Origin of the sequence: Macrococcus sp. PK, assembly GCF_022501545.1 — a bacterium.
Lineage (GTDB): Bacteria > Bacillota > Bacilli > Staphylococcales > Staphylococcaceae > Macrococcoides > Macrococcoides epidermidis.
In genome coordinates this window covers 1-16,092 of sequence record NZ_JAEPRF010000015.1, presented here as the reverse complement: position 1 = coordinate 16,092, position 16,092 = coordinate 1, and the positions used below count along the sequence as shown (strand labels likewise).

Below are 16,092 nucleotides of genomic sequence, written 5' to 3'. Positions count from 1 at the left end.
ATTTTAGTTAGTGGGTGTTTTTTCGAGGTGAAACGTGTGTTTATCATGATTACATCGTCAAAACCTTCAATCACCGTTCTCAATCAAATCATCCAGGTTCATGATGAAATAGATGGCGTTATTTTAAGGTTTGATGCAGCAGAAAAAGAGATCATTCATTTCATAAATCAGCTGATAACAAGAATTCCTAAAGATAAAATTATCGTGCATAACAATCCAAATATTTTATTTGCATGTCATTTAACGAGAATTCACTTTAAAGAAAGTAATTCTGAAATAGATGCCTTTAGAAATGATTATCCGGAAATACAAGTCAGTCAAAGCGTTCATTCTTTGGCATCAGCCAAACACGCTGAATCGCTTAATTTATCATTTATTTTATTTGGTCATGTCTTCCCTACACCATCCAAACCTGATTTACCACCTAGAGCCGCAGCTCAAATTGATGCAGTCACTCATGTCGATATGCCTGTTATCGCATTAGGCGGCATCAACATCGACACAATAAGACAGTTAAACACTAAATTTTCAGGATTTGCAGGTATCAGGTTATTTACTAATAAACAGGAATTTATTTCTGTAAAAAAGGAGTGGTTACTACGTACGACATCGTTGTAATAGGCGGAGGAATTATCGGAGAAAATATTGTGTACGCACTCAAAGACCATACAGATAATATTGCAATCATAGATGATGCACATGGTTATAGAGCAACACACGCTGCTGGCGGTATGCTCGGGGCACAAAATGAATTTACTGAAGATAGTCCTTTATACAGACTCTCTATGCTTGGTCAGCAAATGATGCCTGATCATATTCAGCAACTGGAAAACTTGACTGGATTAACTATTGATTTACAACAACATGGATTGCTTAAAATTGCTTCACCTGGAGATGAAGAGAAACTAAAAGCTCAATACTTATTTCTAAATTCAAAACATGAACAATTTGAGTGGATCGCTTCAAAATCGTTATCTTCTTATGCGAATGGTTCAATCAGTAATGTGTTTGAACAGGCAATGTGGATTCCTACAGATGGTCAAGTCAATGCCGGTAAATATTTAACCGCTATACAGCATGCAAATCAAGATATTCCTCATATTTCAGATTACGTCAAGTCCATTAACTACGTAGATGATAAATATCACTTATCAATAAGCGATAAAACCATCATCTCAGAAAAAGTCATTATTGCTGCAGGATGTAAAAGCGAACCATTACTTAATATGCTTGATATAGACTTTCCGATGCAAGGTGTGAAGGGAGAGGTACTGACTTTACATCATCCTGATCTTCATTTAAAAGAGACACTTTTCCAAACAAACGGACATTATATTGTCCCTAAATCAGACAATCATTATTTGATAGGTGCGACAACTTCACTTGATACAAATCAACAACCGAGTGCAGAAAGTATAAAGTGGTTACTTGAAGAAACGTTTAAACTCATCCCGATATTACGAGAAAGCACCCTCGTCAGCATTGATTGTGGATTTAGACCAGATAGCACGTTGCATCGACCTGTCCTCGATCAGTTAGATGAAGGATTATTTGTGGCAACAGGACACTACCGTAATGGTATCTTATTATCACGTATTACCGGAGAATTTATTCGTCAAATGATCTTTGAACAAGACGGTGAACTGTATCAACAATTTCAAAAAGATTTTAAGATAGGAGAAATTTATGAAAATATACATTAACGATGAGCCTTTTGAAACAGACAAGACAAATTTATCTGACTTACTCGCAACTTTTACAAGTGATAAAAAGAGGATTGTAGCGCTAGTGGATGATGTTCCCATCGAACAATCTAAATGGCAATCTATCACTTTAAAACCCGAACAAAAATTAGAATTACTAGAATTCGTTGGAGGCGGCTAATATGTTAAAAATAGGACACTTGGAATTATCTTCTCGTTTAATATTAGGAACAGGTAAGTTTAAAGATGGCGAAACACAAAAACAAGCGGTTGAAATCAGTGAAACGAATGCTTTAACTTTTGCAGTACGACGCATGAGTTTATATGATAAATCACTCCCTAATCCATTAGAGTCTGTAGATTTAGATAAATACATCACCTTTCCGAACACTGCTGGCGCTAAAACAGCTGAAGAAGCAGTAAAGATTGCAGAAATTGCACGTATTGCAGGTATGTGTGACATGATTAAAGTTGAAATTATCGGTGATGATACAACGCTTCTACCAGATAGTATCGAAACATATAAAGCATGTGAAATGCTTTTAGAAAAAGGATATATCGTATGCCCATACATCCCTTGTGATGTCGTCCTTGCAAAAAAATTAGAAGCATTAGGCTGTCATGCTATTATGCCACTTGGTGCACCGATTGGAACTGGTCTTGGTATCAATGATCCGTTAAATCTAAAATATATCATTGATGCGGTTAACGTCCCTGTTATCGTTGATGCAGGTATCGGTTCACCTAAAGACGCTAGTTTTGCGATGGAGCTCGGTGCAGATGCAGTGTTACTCAATACAGCAGTCTCAAATGCAAAAGACCCGATTAAGATGGCTGAAGCAATGAAATATGCCGTACAGGCTGGTCAACTAGGATTTGAAGCGGGACGCATCCCTAAGAAATATACTGCCCAAGCATCAAGCCCTATGGAAGGCCTTGAGTTTCTATGAGCGAACGATTTGATCGACAAATCAAATCACCTGGTTTCGGGCAAAAATCACAAGATAAATTAAGCAGCAGCACATTTCTTATTATTGGAGGCGGCGCTTTGGGAAGTACAGTAAGTGAAATGCTTGCCAGAAGCGGTGCAGGACATCTAGTAATTTGTGATATGGATGTTGTGTCACTTAGTAATTTACATCGTCAAAGTCTTTTTGATGAAGCTGATAGCACTGCTTATACTTTAAAAGTCGATGCATTAGCGTCACACATCAACCGTATAAATAGCAATGTAAAAGTGACTACACTATCTGAAGAAGTAACAGTAAACAATATCGAATCCATTATTGAAAAATATAAACCGCTTCTCGTCATTGACGGTACTGATAATTTTGCAACGCGTTATATCATTAATGATGCGTGCCATAAACATAATATGCCATGGATATATGGGGCGTGTCTAAATGTATATGGCACTGTTTATGGTATAGAAAATCAACCATGCTTGAGATGTATTCTACCTAATGAACCTACTACCGGACAAGATTGTACTATTTCAGGTATTATGCCACAAACTGCTCACCTCGTTGCAAGTATTCAAGTTTCAGAAGTAATGCACTATATCAGTCATGGTCATTTTTCAGGAAAACTTACTACAATAGATTGTGAAAAAATGATATTTAAAAGTAGAAATATCGATGCTATACACAATCCTGCATGCCCTACATGTGTGAATAAAGATTATCCAGCACTTAAACAATCTTTATCCTTTGTTACTAAGATGTGTCGCGGAAAATATCAAACGCATGTATCTTCTAATCTGTTTAACACCATTAACGAATATATTATTCATCAAAATGAACATTTTAAATTACTTTCTTTTCGGGAACATAAGATACATCTCCTCAGTAACGGTCGCATTATTGTATTTGATGTCTATTCAAGTGAAGAAGCTACCGCAGTTATAGAAGATTTAATCAAGCATGTGCAAACATAAAGAGACATATTTTTATATGTCTTTTTTGTTGTATCTTTTTACCCTATTTGCTATATTGATATATACTCATTTTAAATATATTTATAAGAAACTTATGTTAATTTATAAAATTACTATATTAGTATAAAGAAGGGTTCAAATGAAAAACGCATATCAACTATTCTTACATGATTTAAAAAATATTAAACGCACTCCCAGTTTCATCATCTTACTCATCGGATTATCAATCTTGCCATCATTTTATGCATGGTTTAATTTGAAGTCATCATGGGATCCATATTCCAATACGAAGTATCTCCAAGTGGCAGTCATCAATCATGACACCGGTGCCGAAGTAAAAGGAAAAGAAGTCAATGTTGGTAACCAACTTGTAAAATCTCTACGTCAAAACGATAAATTTAACTGGCAGTTTAAAGATAATTTGAAAGATGCCAATCACAAATTGCGTATGGGTGAATATTACGCGATTATTCACATTCCAAAAGACTTCTCTAAAGATATGACAAGTATATTTCATAAAAAACCAAAACGTGCCCATATCGATTATAAAGTGAATCAAAAAATTAATGCGATTGCACCTAAAATGACCAATGCAGGAGCTACGGCCATTACAGAATCATTAAACGAGAAGTTTGTTGACGCTGCCACAAAAGCACTATTACAGGAAAGTAATCGTGCTGGTATTAAAATAGAGGAACAGATTCCACTTTATCATAAAATTGAGAATGCAGTATTCGATGCTGAACGTGCACTTCCAGATATCGAAAGATTTAGAAAAGCTGTGATTAAAATTGATGAACATCAAGGTGATATTTCAAAATATGCTGATGAATTCTACAGTTTAAATCAATATCGTGACAAACTAAATGGTGGTGCTGACAAAATTATTGTAGCAAATCAGCACGCATCAGATATAAATACATTAGGTCAAATGATTGTTAAGCTAAATAATAATTTGCCGCGCATTGAAAATGCTTTACAAAGAGCGAATACAATTGAGCAAAAATTTCCAGAAATTAATAATGCGGTACAACAAGGTATTGAAGCTACCACTAAAGCACAACAGGTATTAAATCATTCCCAAGATGCTATGCCTAAAGTACATAACAAGATTAATACAGCTCAGGAAATAAATAAAAAAGGACAAGAAAAGTTAAGTACGGTCGATATTAAACCTGCTCACACCGCACTTCAAAACGGACTTGGTGCACTCTCAACATTAACCGGCGAACAAGCAAATACAACACTGGAAATGTTAGATCAATTGAATGAACTTGCAGAACAAAAGCCTGGAGCAACTGAGACACTGACAAAAAATTTAACAGTATATCAGGATAATATTAATCAAGCGATTCGTTTCAATAATGAATTGATGCGTATTATGAATGACGTTAATGATTTAGGATTTGATACAAATTCGATTTCAAATGAATTGAGTAACGTTAACCAGTCACTCGATGCACTCAATAAAACAATTTCAAATGCTATATCACAATCTAAGTCAAATCAAGCTGTTAATATCAATCAGGAAGCGATTAATTCAGCACGAACTGCACTTAAAGATTTGAGTACGTTCGCTAATACCACAATGCCGGATATTTTTGATCGAGGACTATCAAACCTAAGTGGTGACCTGGATTCGATTGCACAAAAATTAAACACAGCTCAGTCGTTTGCTAATAAAGTCGACGAGATATTAAATGAAGCATCACGCATTACGAGTGAAGCGAACACAACATTGAATCAAATTAATCAACAACTTCCATCTCTGGAACAACGCTTTAAACAAATTAATCACACAGCACAGACAAATTATCCGTTATTCAAATCCAAAATTGGTCAGGCCAGTAATTTTGTACAATCTGATTTACCAAGTGTATTGAGCGACCTGGAACGTCTTAGTAACTTTGCTGAAAACGACTTACCTGGAGTGTTAAATAAATATGATAATACATCAAAATTATTAAAGAACAATCTTCCAGGTGCGCAAGATGGTATTCATGAGCTCGCTCAATTTGCACGTGATGAGTTACCTGCTATCGAAAAAGATATACAAAAATCTGCTAAAAAACTAAGAAGTTTTGATCATAAAGATACTTTAAATAAGCTTGTGAGCTTGCTGAAAAATGATATGAAAAATCAATCTGATTATTTTGCTAAACCTATTCAACTTGATGAAACTCAAGTATTTCCAATACCTAATTACGGTTCTGCTAGTGCACCGTTCTATACAGCATTAGCACTTTGGGTAGGAGCGTTACTATGTGGTAACTTACTTACTACTGAATTAAAAGATCCGGCGATTAAAGACAAGTTTAGTTTGCGTGAAATATATCTTGGCCGAATGATTTTATTCCTTCTAATCAGTATCGCCCAGGCAATAATCGTCGTACTTGGGAACTTGTTTATTTTAGATGCGTATGCTAAGCATCCTATCTATAATGTGATATTTGCCATTCTCGTTGGACTTGCTTTTACCGTTATCGTCTATACGCTTGTAAGTTTACTTGGTAATATCGGTAAAGCTGTTGCCATCATTATTATGGTATTACAAATTGCCGGTGGGGGTGGCACATTCCCTGTTCAAGTTACACCATTGTTCTTCCAGCGTATACATCCGTTCCTGCCATTTACTTACGCTGTAGACTTACTGAGAGAAGCTGTAGGTGGTATCACCCCTGAACTGACATGGTCAAAACTTGGATTTTTATATTTGATAACAGTCATTATTTTTGCGTTCGGTTTAGCAATGAAACCTAGATTTGAACCTATTAAGAAAGGATTCTATTCTCGAAGTCAGGCGAGTAACTTAGTAGAATAAGCACCCTATTATTTTTAAAATATTGTTGATATAATGGCTTTACATGATTAAAGGAGTTTTTCAAATGAATTATCAGGATAACTTATTATTCAAGACATTCATTACAATAGTCGGATCGTTTCTTATTGCATTTGCGTTTAATGTCTTCTTATTACCTAATGATGTATTGAGCAGTGGAATCGGTGGACTTGCTTTACTATTAAATAAATTATTGCATGTCGATGCCGGTCTGTTAAATCTTTTATTAAACCTGCCTTTATTGATACTTGGATTTATGAAATTAAATAAATCTGTAATGTACAATACAATACTTAGTGTAATTGTTGTTTCATTTTTCCTTACTGTCATTCCAACAGAAAGCATCGCAAATGAACTTTTTGTAAATGTGATTTTTGGGGGTGTAATCGTCGGTATCGGTGTAGGCATCATTCTAAAATATTCTGGTACTACAGGCGGCATGGATATCGTTGCGATGATTATCAGTCAAAATAGCAATATATCTATCGGTCTCATTATGACGATTCTTAACGGCATTATTATTATTTGTTCAGGTTTCTTATTTGATTGGAACCTCGCATTGATGACTTTACTTTCAATATATATTACCGGCAAGACTGTTGATACAATCTTTACATCTAATATTAAACTAACCGTTAATATTATCACTTCAAACTATGAAGGTGTTAGACAAGGACTGATTGATGAGATCTATCGTGGTATAACAGTGACAGATGTTTATGGCGGTTATTCTAACGATAAAAAACACATGATTACAATGGTGCTTACACGTTATGAATTACCTAATGTCATCAAAATCGCTAAAACCCATGATGAAAATTGTTTTATCAATGTTTATGAAACAACCGAAGTGCATGGAAATTTTGCACGTAATCAATAAAAAGAGAGCGGCTGGGACAGAAGTCTTAGCCTTCTTCTATTTAACAGCTTAAACGGCGGAACAGAAGTTGCCCCTACGACAAAAACCGAACAAAAACTATAAATCAAAGAGCGATTTATTAGTTTTGTCCGGTTTTTGCTTGTGGCAGAACACTTCTGTCCCAGCCTCTTCGTTCATCTATTATACTTTTAAAAAATTTCATCTCATCTAAAGTACATTGCTTCGCATTCGATCTTCTAATATCCATTTGAAAGTTATGTTGGGCAAAAAAGTCACCTTTACCATACTCTCTGTATATCGTTTTAATACCACTTCTTCTTAAATCAATGAGTATATCCGGAGCTTTACCCACAAGTAAATCGTTTACACTACTCGCTACGAAAGTTGGCGGAAATCGTTTATTGATAAATGGTTCACAGTTAATTTCGCTTTGTTTCATGTGAAAATCTTTACCAACATAATCTTCCATTAATCCTCTCACCATAAAGCGTGTAAATGACTTTTTCTTTGCAATCGCTATATCGATTGCATTAAAGAAACCACAGTTAATCGCAATACCTGACACTTTGACTTGTGGCAACTTCATCTGAAAAAGTTGGTGATATTCAGGATTAGTAAGTATCGTTACATACTGTGCCATAATTTGAGCACCCGCTGAATCTCCTATCATAAATAACTGGTTAATATCTAAATTGTACTGTTCATAGTTTTCATGTAACCAGTGCATACATTCATTAAGCTGGACAATTGGTGTAGGATATTTCAGCTTTGGTGCTAAGTCATAATCATAACTTATTACAGCAAAGCCATGCGACGCGAGGGTCATGCAATATGCTTCATATGTTTCTTTTGTAGAATAAACATATCCCCCACCATGAATATTAACAATGATTGGATAACGTTCCTTCCGATGATATGGATAATAAATATTCAGCGTGGCATTCTGTTTACGATTGCTATAGACAACATCTTTTGTAGCTCGAATCCCTTCAGGTTTCTGATTAAAAATATCTTTATATTGATCCATTACCTTTATAAATGTGTTAAATAACATTGATTGCATCGTCACGCTTGTCACTCCATTATTTATCTTTTAATAACGCATTGTCCTTAGAAGTTTTCTTTTGAGTAGGCAGCAAATCATTTAAATGCTTACCTTTTGAACCTTCGACTTTCATCTCTACACCACTATTATACGCAGCACGTGTAATGAGATGTCCAGCGACAGGACTTGTTAAATATAAGAAAAATATACCGAGCAACAACCGAAAGCTCACATAACCATCATTGACGATAAAATAAACGAAAACACCGATTAACGTAAGTAATACAGCAAGTGTGGAGCTTTTTGTCGCTGCATGACTTCGTGTATAAACATCTTTAAATATCAATATGCCTATTGCGCTAATAAGTGCCATAATACTACCTACAAAAATAACAATCGAAAGAGTAAGATTGATGCTATCGTTTACGTTCAAAGATAACACCTCGCTCGATAAATCTTGATGTTGCGATTGTACTGATAAACGACAATACACCAATAATTAAAATCGCTTCTAAGAATAGCGTCGTATCCATGATTAAACATATAATACTCACACTTGACATGACCATCGCACCAATACTATCGAAAGCTACTACTCTATCCGGTAAGGAAGGTCCAGCAATAACACGATATAACACTATCATTATAGCAATACCATATATTACGAGTGCAGCTTGAATCAGTATCATATTCATGTTTCTCCTACCTCCTTAATAACGCGTTCATAGCGTTTAATAGATTTTAATAATTTCATATTTTCTGATGGTGTCGCATGTAATGTATGAATAAATAATTTCTGATTATCATGTGATAAACGAAGCACTACTGAACCTGGTGTTAATATAATCAGCATCATTAAACTTGTAATTTCCCAGTTCTTCTTCATTGATGTATTATATGTGACAACCCCCGGAGCAATCTTATGCGGAATAAATAAGATGTGATACATCGTTGAAAGACTTGAGCTCATCAGTTCATAGTTGAAGATCAAAACAAGCTTTAATAAAATCATTAACTTCCATAAATAAAACTGATGTCCGAAAAAGCGATGTATGATGTAGAGAATTATAATACCGATTAAATATCCTTTTATAAACGTCGATAAATAGATTTGATCTTCATCAACCATAAGCACCCAAATCATAGCAATAAATAAATTTAATACAACCTGTGCGATAATCTTATCCTCCCATCATGACATTTTCTATATATCGATCGTAATGAATTGCTGATAAATGTTGTTGTAATGGTGCAGCAAAAATAGAAATCATACATGTGATGACTAAAACCACGCCAATGACAGTCAACTTCTTACTATATGGTTTATTTAATGCATGTCTTTGTGCATCGGTCAGCTGAACACAAGATCCATCCTCTTCTCCAAAGAACAATGTGATAAACATACGCATCATCGCAAACATTCCTACGAAAGTCCCAATAACCATTACTATTGCATAACCTAGTGGATGCGCATCCATACCAGCTTGCAGTATCAATAATTTCCCCGGAAATCCTCCTGTAAACGGCATTCCTCCTATCGCAAATACAAAAAATAGCACAATAATGGCGGTAGCTTTAGCATGATAAAATAATCCTTGTTTATATTTCATATTGATAAGGCCAAATCTTTTTACGATGAGACCTGCTAAAAGAAATAAACATGATTTCACCAACATATCATTTAACGTATACAACACTGCACCATCTATACCTTTTTGACTAAATGTAGAAATACCATAATAGATGATTCCTATAGATAAAATAATCTGATAACAAAACATCAATTTAATTTCTTTATATTTAATAACGCCTAACATACCGATAATGACTGTAGCAGTAGCCATATACAAAATAATCGATGATAACATGGATTGATAAGGTACAAAGATTACTGTCGTTGTTCTTATCATCGCATAGACGCCTACCTTAGTTAATAGCGCCGCAAAGACTGCACCAATTTCGTAAGACAACACACTATAAGATTTCGGCAACCATATGAATACAAATAATGCTGATTTTAAACTGAATACTACGACAAATAATAATACGATGACGGCATGCTCAGGAACAAATCCAGCTTCCTGCATTCGCATTCCTAAATGAGCGAAATTTAATGTACCATATACGCGATACAAAATGCCTATTCCAATCAGAAATACCCATGAACCAATTAAATTTAATACAACGTACGTAATACTCGCCTTAAACTGATATTTTTTCTTACCGACAACAATTAATATAAACGATGACAGTAACATGACTTCAAACATTACAAATAGATTAAAGATATCCGCAGTTAAGAAAGAACCATTTACACCAGCAAGAATAAATAAAATAAAAGGTACTGTTAAGTCTTTGAGTTGGTTAATATATTGGAAATATAGCACAACAATCACTACAACGATACTCACAATAACGAACAACAAACTCATAAGATCCCCATAAAGCTGGATGCCGTATGGTGCACTATAACCACCTAAACTTAAAATAATAGGTTTTTTTATAGATGAATAAGCTAAGACAATAGTAGTAATTAAACTTATAGATAATGTAGCAATAGCAATGGTATATATTCTTTTATCCTTTAAATACGTAAATACACCCAATAATATAGGAATCAATACAGGTACAATCAATAAATTACTCATCTGTACCTCCTAAACTATCAACTTGATTATCTTTATTCATTTGATAGTTTCTATATACTAAAACTAACAACAATGCGGTTGTGGCAAAACTAATGACAATAGCTGTTAAAATTAAAGCTTGTGGCAATGCATCTACATCCGGATTACCCTTATCTACAAATGGTAAATCCGTTCCTGGAAATGACATTGATATTAAATATAAATGTGCTGCATGGCTTAATATGCTTGTCCCTAATACAACACGTATTAAATTTTTAGATAACACAAGATTTACACCAACATATACTAAGGTTGCAGTAATAATTGTAAGTATCGTCATTTAATATCACCACTAATCGATAATAATATCGTCATTATCACTCCGACAACCGTTAATAATATGCCAAATTCAAATAATGTAACGCTTGATAAATGGACTTCGTTCAATATTGGTAAGTGAATGTATATATCTTCATGATTTAAAAATGCATGTCCAAAGAATATAGGTGCAACCATAACAAATAATGAAATAATAATACCTATCGAGATGAGTTTATGAAATTCGAATGGAAGTAATTTTCTTATCCGTTTAGCATCAAACGTCAGAAACATTAATATAAATGCCGAACTAAAGACCAGGCCTCCAATGAAACCACCGCCTGGTGCATTATGTCCATTGAAAAAGATATAGAAGCCGAATGTTAATATAATTACTATTACTATTTTAGAAATACTCTCAAGTAACAAATCATTTTCCCTCATGTGTAGCTCCTTTCTTTAATATTGTATATATTCCAAATCCTACAATCATAATAACAACACCTTCGAGCATCGTATCAAACGCGCGGAAATCACCTAAGATTGCATTAACGACATTTTTTGCACCTACTAACTGGTAACTATTATTATAGTAAGCAGAGATAGTCGCAAATGAATCCATTTGATTGCTTCGAATCATGATTAAAAAGATGATGGTAGCAATGGAGAAAGCTATACCATGTCTAAATACTTTATATATCAATGAAGATGTTTCTTTCTTTAAATTCGGTAAATGATAGAAACATGCTAAGAACAACACAGTTGTAATTGTTTCGATAACAAGTTGTGTTAATGCTAGATCAGGTGCTTTAAGTTCCATAAATAAGATAGATATACCATAGCCTACCAATCCAGTGAGCACTACCGCTGTCATTCTGCTTTTCACAACTAATAAGCCTAATGCGCTAATAATCATAATTAATCCGATAATCATCGTAAATATAGTAATTTCATATTTCATCGACCATTTTATATCCATAGTCATTAATAAGTTAGGTAATATTAAGATGATAATGAAGAGATATACGTATAACGCATAAACATTTAACGTCCCTCTCATTACCAATGATAAAATCTTAGTTGAGACGTTTTCTTTTGTTCTACCTATAAAGTCGTACACCTTGTTTAATGACACATTGTTAAACTTATCGTAAATTTTACGATACACGCCAGTATATAAAACTATAAAACCAGCAGCGAAAATGAACATCGTTATAAATAATGGCGGTGTAAAGCCATGCCAAGCAGTAATATGCTTAAGCTTTAATGCTGATTGTTCTAGTGCAATGGGTTGTATCAAATGATGCTGGATAATGTTTGGAATAAAGAAAATAAAAATGGTTGCGAGCGTTAAAGTAATACTGCTCATATATATGAGTGGATGCTGTGCTTTTATCTTTGTTGATTGCTTACCCATAAATGGTCTGATTATTAATACGAAAGAATAAATAAAAGTACCTATACTCCCCAGAATAGCGATGATTAATAATATAAATAAACTCAAATGTGCATCGTTGATTTCATATAATGCTGTGATAAACAGCTCTTTAGATAAGAATCCACTTAAAAAAGGTAATCCCGCCATCGATACAGCTGAAATAAGCATCGTAGCAAATACAATAGGTAATTGCTGTCTCAGACCAGACAATTGATTCATATCACGTGTACCTGTTGCTAAATCTATAATACCTGTGCCCATAAAGAGCGTTGCTTTATAACAGGCATGACTTAATATAAGAAGTATTAAAGCGCTGTACGCTGTACCTCTCACTCCCTCTGAAATCACCGTATGGGGTAATGCAATCACGCCTATGAGTACAACCATCATACCTAGCTGACTAATTGTCGAATATGCCAGCAAGGCTTTCATATCATGCTTTGAAATAGCAATAAAACTTCCGATAAACATCGTCAAAATACCAACTGAAATGATCATTCCTGTAAGCATATGATTACCACTATAAACAGGTAACAATTTAATTAATAAATATATTCCTGCTTTAACCATTGTTGCCGAATGCAGCAATGCACTGACTGGTGTCGGTGCCTCCATTGCGTCAGGTAGCCAAATATGGAAAGGAAATTGTGCAGATTTACTAAAAGCACCCAGAAAAATTAATGTCATACTCATGATAAATAATGGATGATTGGTAAGTTCAGTTTGAGTTAATATGTCATCAATCTGTGCAGTACCAGCAATATGATTTAAGATTAACAGGCCAACAAGCATTAGGCTTCCACCTAAGATGGTAATGACAAATGATTTTAAAGCACCCAGATAAGATGTTTTTTTAGTAAAGTGAAATGAAATAAGCAGAAATGAAGCTACGCTCGTTAGTTCCCAGAAAAAATACAATATAATCGTATTATTTGCTAGAACTACGCCGTACATCGCAATAATAAAAAGGATTAGACTACTATAAAAATATGTATGTCTCGCATATTTTTTCATATAAAAAATACTATAAAAGAGAACAAGGATACTGATCATTGAAATGACTACAAAGAAAAAGTAGGACACAGAATCAACTTTTAATGAGAACATAAGTCCCGCTTCAGGTATCCATGATAACGTATTTGCTGTATACTTTGGTGTTATCATCATAAGAATCATCGCAATAACGGGATATAGTAAAGCGACAATTGCAGTGAATGGTTTTGCTAAATGCTTCTGAAATAATTGTATGAACAATATCATACAAACACCGAGTAAAATAATATTAAAAAGCATCGTTCACATCCTTTACAAATTTATTTGGATTGTTTTGTGATCTGGTGGATTAACATCAATAAATCGATATGTTTCTGACTTAGTATTGTGACCTAAAATATGCATCAAATCAAATATGTGAATGCCTTGGTGATACGCATGATATGCAAATGTTTTCTTTAATGCCTGAGGACCGATCGAATGTTTACAACCTATTGCCGTTGATGCCGCACTTAATATTCTATGAAACTGTTGCCTTGTTAACAGAGATTTCGTCTTCATCGATTCAAAGATATAGTCATCAAGTGACTTTGTTGCAACAAATCGCTTTAGAATACTGCTATCTTCTTTGTTTAAATAGATGGTATAGTCGTTAACGATAAATTGATAACAACCATCTTTAAAAACAAGATCACGACACTTTAATTCTAATAGTTCTTGTAATTTCATAGGTATATTGATACCAAGTACAAACAATAGATAATCTCTTGTACGCTCATTCAATAAATAAGTCTTCATCATGTGAATTTCATGGGTCGTTTTTATTGGTTGGGATTTAATCATGTCTCCTCCTATGTTACATAAAAATAATAACATATATTTATGTCACATTAAAAAATACTGCTCAAAAATATAATATTCAAATAAAAAAGTCCCGATAAGATTGATATATCTCATCTGGACTTTGTACTTCGTCATTTCGTTATTTACTTTTAACTTTATTTTTAAACCCCGAGCAAGATTGGTGTAAGTATCGGGATAATCACTACAACAATTACACCTACAATTACGAGCGCGATACTTGCCATTGAAGTTTCTGTTTCACCTAATTCTGTAGCAGCAGATACGCCTAATGCATGACCACTTGTTCCTAAAGCAAGTCCTCTTGCAATTGGATTACTAATTCTGAAGAAGCGGAGCATCTTATTACCTAATGCATAGATGATCACAGCATTTAAGATTACAGCGAGTGATGTTAATTCCGGAATACCACCGATACCATCTGAAACTGGTAAGGCGATTGCAGTTGTAGCTGCCTGAGGTAACATAGAAGCAATAATTTCTTTACCAAATCCGAATAACTTCGCTACACCATATATACCAAAGATAGCGCCCGTTGTTCCTAACGCAATGCCGCCAATAATATGTAACCAATATTTTTGTAATACATCACGTTTTTTGTATAACGGAATGGCAAAACAAATTGTAGCTGGCTCTAAGAAGAAACTAATAATACTTCCACCTTTGTTGTACGTATCAAAATCAATGCCGGTAATCGCTAGAAATGCAATGCCAAAGACCATTCCTACAAACAATGGTGCGAATAAGAAGAAGCCATTTGATTTTTTAAATAATATTTGTCCGATAACAAATGGTACGATTGTAAGTAATATCCCAAAGTATACTGTATTCACTCCTAAGTGATCTAACATTGTCATGATTAACGCACCTCAGCTTTACGATAATTTTTTACTTCTTTTTCATTTTTTACAGTTGATTTCTCTTTACGTTCAGTTGTCATAACAATCATTTGTGAGAAGAATCCTGTACATAATAATAATAATAATGTTGAAATGAAGATTAATCCGATGATTAAAAATGGATGCTCACTGATAAGACCGAGTGATTTCACAACCGAAATACCTGCAGGAACGAATAATAATCCGATGTTATCCGTTAATGCTGTACCTACACGTTCTACTTGTCCTAATTTAACAATACCTGTGCATAAGCATATAAATAATAATACGAGTCCAATTACTGATGCAGGCATCGGTATCGGCATAAATGATTCGATAATCTTAGAAATAAGCAAAATTACTGATATCACGATGACTTGATGAAAAAAGTTATACGTTTTATTGTTTGTCATTGTAATGACCTCCCGATATTTATCTTGAGTTCATCATACAACGAAAAATAATAAATAAAACGTTTTCATGTTGAGATGCAAAAATAGATAGTTGAAATGCAAAAAGATAAGGCTAAAATTATTTTAGCCCCAGACTGTAGACAAAGTCTCCTTCGGAGATG

18 protein-coding genes are annotated in these 16,092 nt (G+C 34.2%); 7 read left to right on the top strand and 11 right to left on the bottom strand.

Going from position 1 to position 16,092, the window contains the following annotated elements:
* Window positions 1–45 precede the first annotated feature (45 nt).
* The 7 genes from JJJ02_RS09110 (at window position 46) to JJJ02_RS09080 (ending at window position 7,358) form a co-directional block, all read left to right on the top strand.
* On the top strand, window positions 46–618 hold the full coding sequence (locus JJJ02_RS09110; protein ID WP_240838836.1) for a thiamine phosphate synthase: 573 nt from the start codon (window positions 46–48) through the stop codon (window positions 616–618).
* Window positions 591–1,703 (top strand): NAD(P)/FAD-dependent oxidoreductase, encoded by a 1,113-nt coding sequence (locus JJJ02_RS09105; protein WP_240838597.1) that lies wholly within the window; start codon window positions 591–593, stop codon window positions 1,701–1,703. The genes JJJ02_RS09110 and JJJ02_RS09105 overlap by 28 nt, the downstream gene beginning before the upstream one ends.
* A complete protein-coding gene (thiS, locus tag JJJ02_RS09100; protein ID WP_096077580.1) occupies window positions 1,687–1,884 on the top strand; it encodes a sulfur carrier protein ThiS in 198 nt (65 codons plus the stop codon). Before JJJ02_RS09105 ends, thiS begins: the two co-directional genes overlap by 17 nt.
* Before the next feature lies 1 nt (window position 1,885).
* On the top strand, window positions 1,886–2,653 hold the full coding sequence (locus tag JJJ02_RS09095) for a thiazole synthase (protein ID WP_239242099.1): 768 nt from the start codon (window positions 1,886–1,888) through the stop codon (window positions 2,651–2,653).
* Window positions 2,650–3,639, top strand: coding sequence for a HesA/MoeB/ThiF family protein (locus JJJ02_RS09090; RefSeq protein ID WP_240838595.1), 990 nt, complete (start codon window positions 2,650–2,652; stop codon window positions 3,637–3,639). The genes JJJ02_RS09095 and JJJ02_RS09090 overlap by 4 nt, the downstream gene beginning before the upstream one ends.
* Window positions 3,640–3,778: 139 nt before the next feature.
* Entirely contained in the window at window positions 3,779–6,460 is a 2,682-nt protein-coding gene (locus JJJ02_RS09085) for a YhgE/Pip domain-containing protein (RefSeq protein WP_240838593.1), read from the top strand.
* Between the two features lie 64 nt (window positions 6,461–6,524).
* On the top strand, window positions 6,525–7,358 hold the full coding sequence (locus JJJ02_RS09080; RefSeq protein WP_111716154.1) for a YitT family protein: 834 nt from the start codon (window positions 6,525–6,527) through the stop codon (window positions 7,356–7,358).
* 118 nt (window positions 7,359–7,476) lie between these two features.
* Here JJJ02_RS09080 and JJJ02_RS09075 read toward each other — a convergent pair whose 3' ends face one another.
* The 11 genes from JJJ02_RS09075 to lrgA all read right to left on the bottom strand — a co-directional run bounded on the left by JJJ02_RS09075 (window position 7,477) and on the right by lrgA (window position 15,931).
* The gene (locus JJJ02_RS09075; RefSeq protein WP_240838834.1) at window positions 7,477–8,421 is read right to left on the bottom strand and encodes an alpha/beta hydrolase; all 945 of its coding nucleotides are present in this window, start codon (window positions 8,419–8,421) and stop codon (window positions 7,477–7,479) included.
* Window positions 8,422–8,440: 19 nt separating this feature from the next.
* Window positions 8,441–8,776 (bottom strand): monovalent cation/H(+) antiporter subunit G, encoded by a 336-nt coding sequence (mnhG, locus tag JJJ02_RS09070; protein WP_239242252.1) that lies wholly within the window; start codon window positions 8,774–8,776, stop codon window positions 8,441–8,443.
* Window positions 8,777–8,819: 43 nt separating this feature from the next.
* Window positions 8,820–9,098: a Na(+)/H(+) antiporter subunit F1 gene (locus JJJ02_RS09065; RefSeq protein ID WP_111716149.1), complete on the bottom strand. Its 279-nt coding sequence runs from the start codon at window positions 9,096–9,098 to the stop codon at window positions 8,820–8,822.
* Window positions 9,095–9,580 carry a Na+/H+ antiporter subunit E gene (locus JJJ02_RS09060; RefSeq protein WP_133423607.1) on the bottom strand — a complete coding sequence of 162 codons (486 nt, stop codon included), beginning with the start codon at window positions 9,578–9,580 and terminating at the stop codon, window positions 9,095–9,097. Before JJJ02_RS09060 ends, JJJ02_RS09065 begins: the two co-directional genes overlap by 4 nt.
* A gap of 4 nt (window positions 9,581–9,584) precedes the next feature.
* A complete protein-coding gene (locus JJJ02_RS09055) occupies window positions 9,585–11,051 on the bottom strand; it encodes a proton-conducting transporter transmembrane domain-containing protein (RefSeq protein ID WP_240838591.1) in 1,467 nt (488 codons plus the stop codon).
* Window positions 11,044–11,370 carry an NADH-quinone oxidoreductase subunit K gene (locus JJJ02_RS09050; RefSeq protein ID WP_240838569.1) on the bottom strand — a complete coding sequence of 109 codons (327 nt, stop codon included), beginning with the start codon at window positions 11,368–11,370 and terminating at the stop codon, window positions 11,044–11,046. Before JJJ02_RS09050 ends, JJJ02_RS09055 begins: the two co-directional genes overlap by 8 nt.
* The gene (locus JJJ02_RS09045; RefSeq protein ID WP_111716144.1) at window positions 11,367–11,792 is read right to left on the bottom strand and encodes a monovalent cation/H+ antiporter subunit B; all 426 of its coding nucleotides are present in this window, start codon (window positions 11,790–11,792) and stop codon (window positions 11,367–11,369) included. Before JJJ02_RS09045 ends, JJJ02_RS09050 begins: the two co-directional genes overlap by 4 nt.
* On the bottom strand, window positions 11,779–14,079 hold the full coding sequence (mbhE, locus tag JJJ02_RS09040; protein ID WP_240838566.1) for a hydrogen gas-evolving membrane-bound hydrogenase subunit E: 2,301 nt from the start codon (window positions 14,077–14,079) through the stop codon (window positions 11,779–11,781). The genes JJJ02_RS09045 and mbhE overlap by 14 nt, the downstream gene beginning before the upstream one ends.
* A 12-nt stretch (window positions 14,080–14,091) precedes the next feature.
* Complete coding sequence (locus JJJ02_RS09035) at window positions 14,092–14,622, bottom strand: tyrosine-type recombinase/integrase (protein ID WP_240838564.1); 531 nt, start codon at window positions 14,620–14,622, stop codon at window positions 14,092–14,094.
* A gap of 161 nt (window positions 14,623–14,783) precedes the next feature.
* Window positions 14,784–15,491, bottom strand: coding sequence for an antiholin-like protein LrgB (gene lrgB, locus JJJ02_RS09030; RefSeq protein ID WP_111716242.1), 708 nt, complete (start codon window positions 15,489–15,491; stop codon window positions 14,784–14,786).
* Between the two features lie 8 nt (window positions 15,492–15,499).
* A complete protein-coding gene (gene lrgA / locus JJJ02_RS09025; protein ID WP_111716139.1) occupies window positions 15,500–15,931 on the bottom strand; it encodes an antiholin-like murein hydrolase modulator LrgA in 432 nt (143 codons plus the stop codon).
* Between the last annotated feature and the right edge of the window lie 161 nt (window positions 15,932–16,092).

Bases quoted from the DNA above. Each gene is read 5' to 3' on its own strand.
- JJJ02_RS09080 (WP_111716154.1), top strand. From the start codon at position 6,525: ATGAATTATCAGGATAACTTATTATTCAAGACATTCATTACAATAGTC.
- mbhE (WP_240838566.1), bottom strand. From the start codon at position 14,079: ATGCTTTTTAATATTATTTTACTCGGTGTTTGTATGATATTGTTCATA.
- JJJ02_RS09075 (WP_240838834.1), bottom strand. From the start codon at position 8,421: ATGCAATCAATGTTATTTAACACATTTATAAAGGTAATGGATCAATAT.
- thiS (WP_096077580.1), top strand. From the start codon at position 1,687: ATGAAAATATACATTAACGATGAGCCTTTTGAAACAGACAAGACAAAT.
- JJJ02_RS09050 (WP_240838569.1), bottom strand. From the start codon at position 11,370: ATGACGATACTTACAATTATTACTGCAACCTTAGTATATGTTGGTGTA.
- JJJ02_RS09095 (WP_239242099.1), top strand. From the start codon at position 1,886: ATGTTAAAAATAGGACACTTGGAATTATCTTCTCGTTTAATATTAGGA.
- lrgB (WP_111716242.1), bottom strand. From the start codon at position 15,491: ATGTTAGATCACTTAGGAGTGAATACAGTATACTTTGGGATATTACTT.
- JJJ02_RS09090 (WP_240838595.1), top strand. From the start codon at position 2,650: ATGAGCGAACGATTTGATCGACAAATCAAATCACCTGGTTTCGGGCAA.
- mnhG (WP_239242252.1), bottom strand. From the start codon at position 8,776: ATGGCACTTATTAGCGCAATAGGCATATTGATATTTAAAGATGTTTAT.
- JJJ02_RS09085 (WP_240838593.1), top strand. From the start codon at position 3,779: ATGAAAAACGCATATCAACTATTCTTACATGATTTAAAAAATATTAAA.
- JJJ02_RS09045 (WP_111716144.1), bottom strand. From the start codon at position 11,792: ATGAGGGAAAATGATTTGTTACTTGAGAGTATTTCTAAAATAGTAATA.
- JJJ02_RS09110 (WP_240838836.1), top strand. From the start codon at position 46: ATGATTACATCGTCAAAACCTTCAATCACCGTTCTCAATCAAATCATC.
- JJJ02_RS09035 (WP_240838564.1), bottom strand. From the start codon at position 14,622: ATGATTAAATCCCAACCAATAAAAACGACCCATGAAATTCACATGATG.
- JJJ02_RS09065 (WP_111716149.1), bottom strand. From the start codon at position 9,098: ATGAATATGATACTGATTCAAGCTGCACTCGTAATATATGGTATTGCT.
- lrgA (WP_111716139.1), bottom strand. From the start codon at position 15,931: ATGACAAACAATAAAACGTATAACTTTTTTCATCAAGTCATCGTGATA.
- JJJ02_RS09055 (WP_240838591.1), bottom strand. From the start codon at position 11,051: ATGAGTAATTTATTGATTGTACCTGTATTGATTCCTATATTATTGGGT.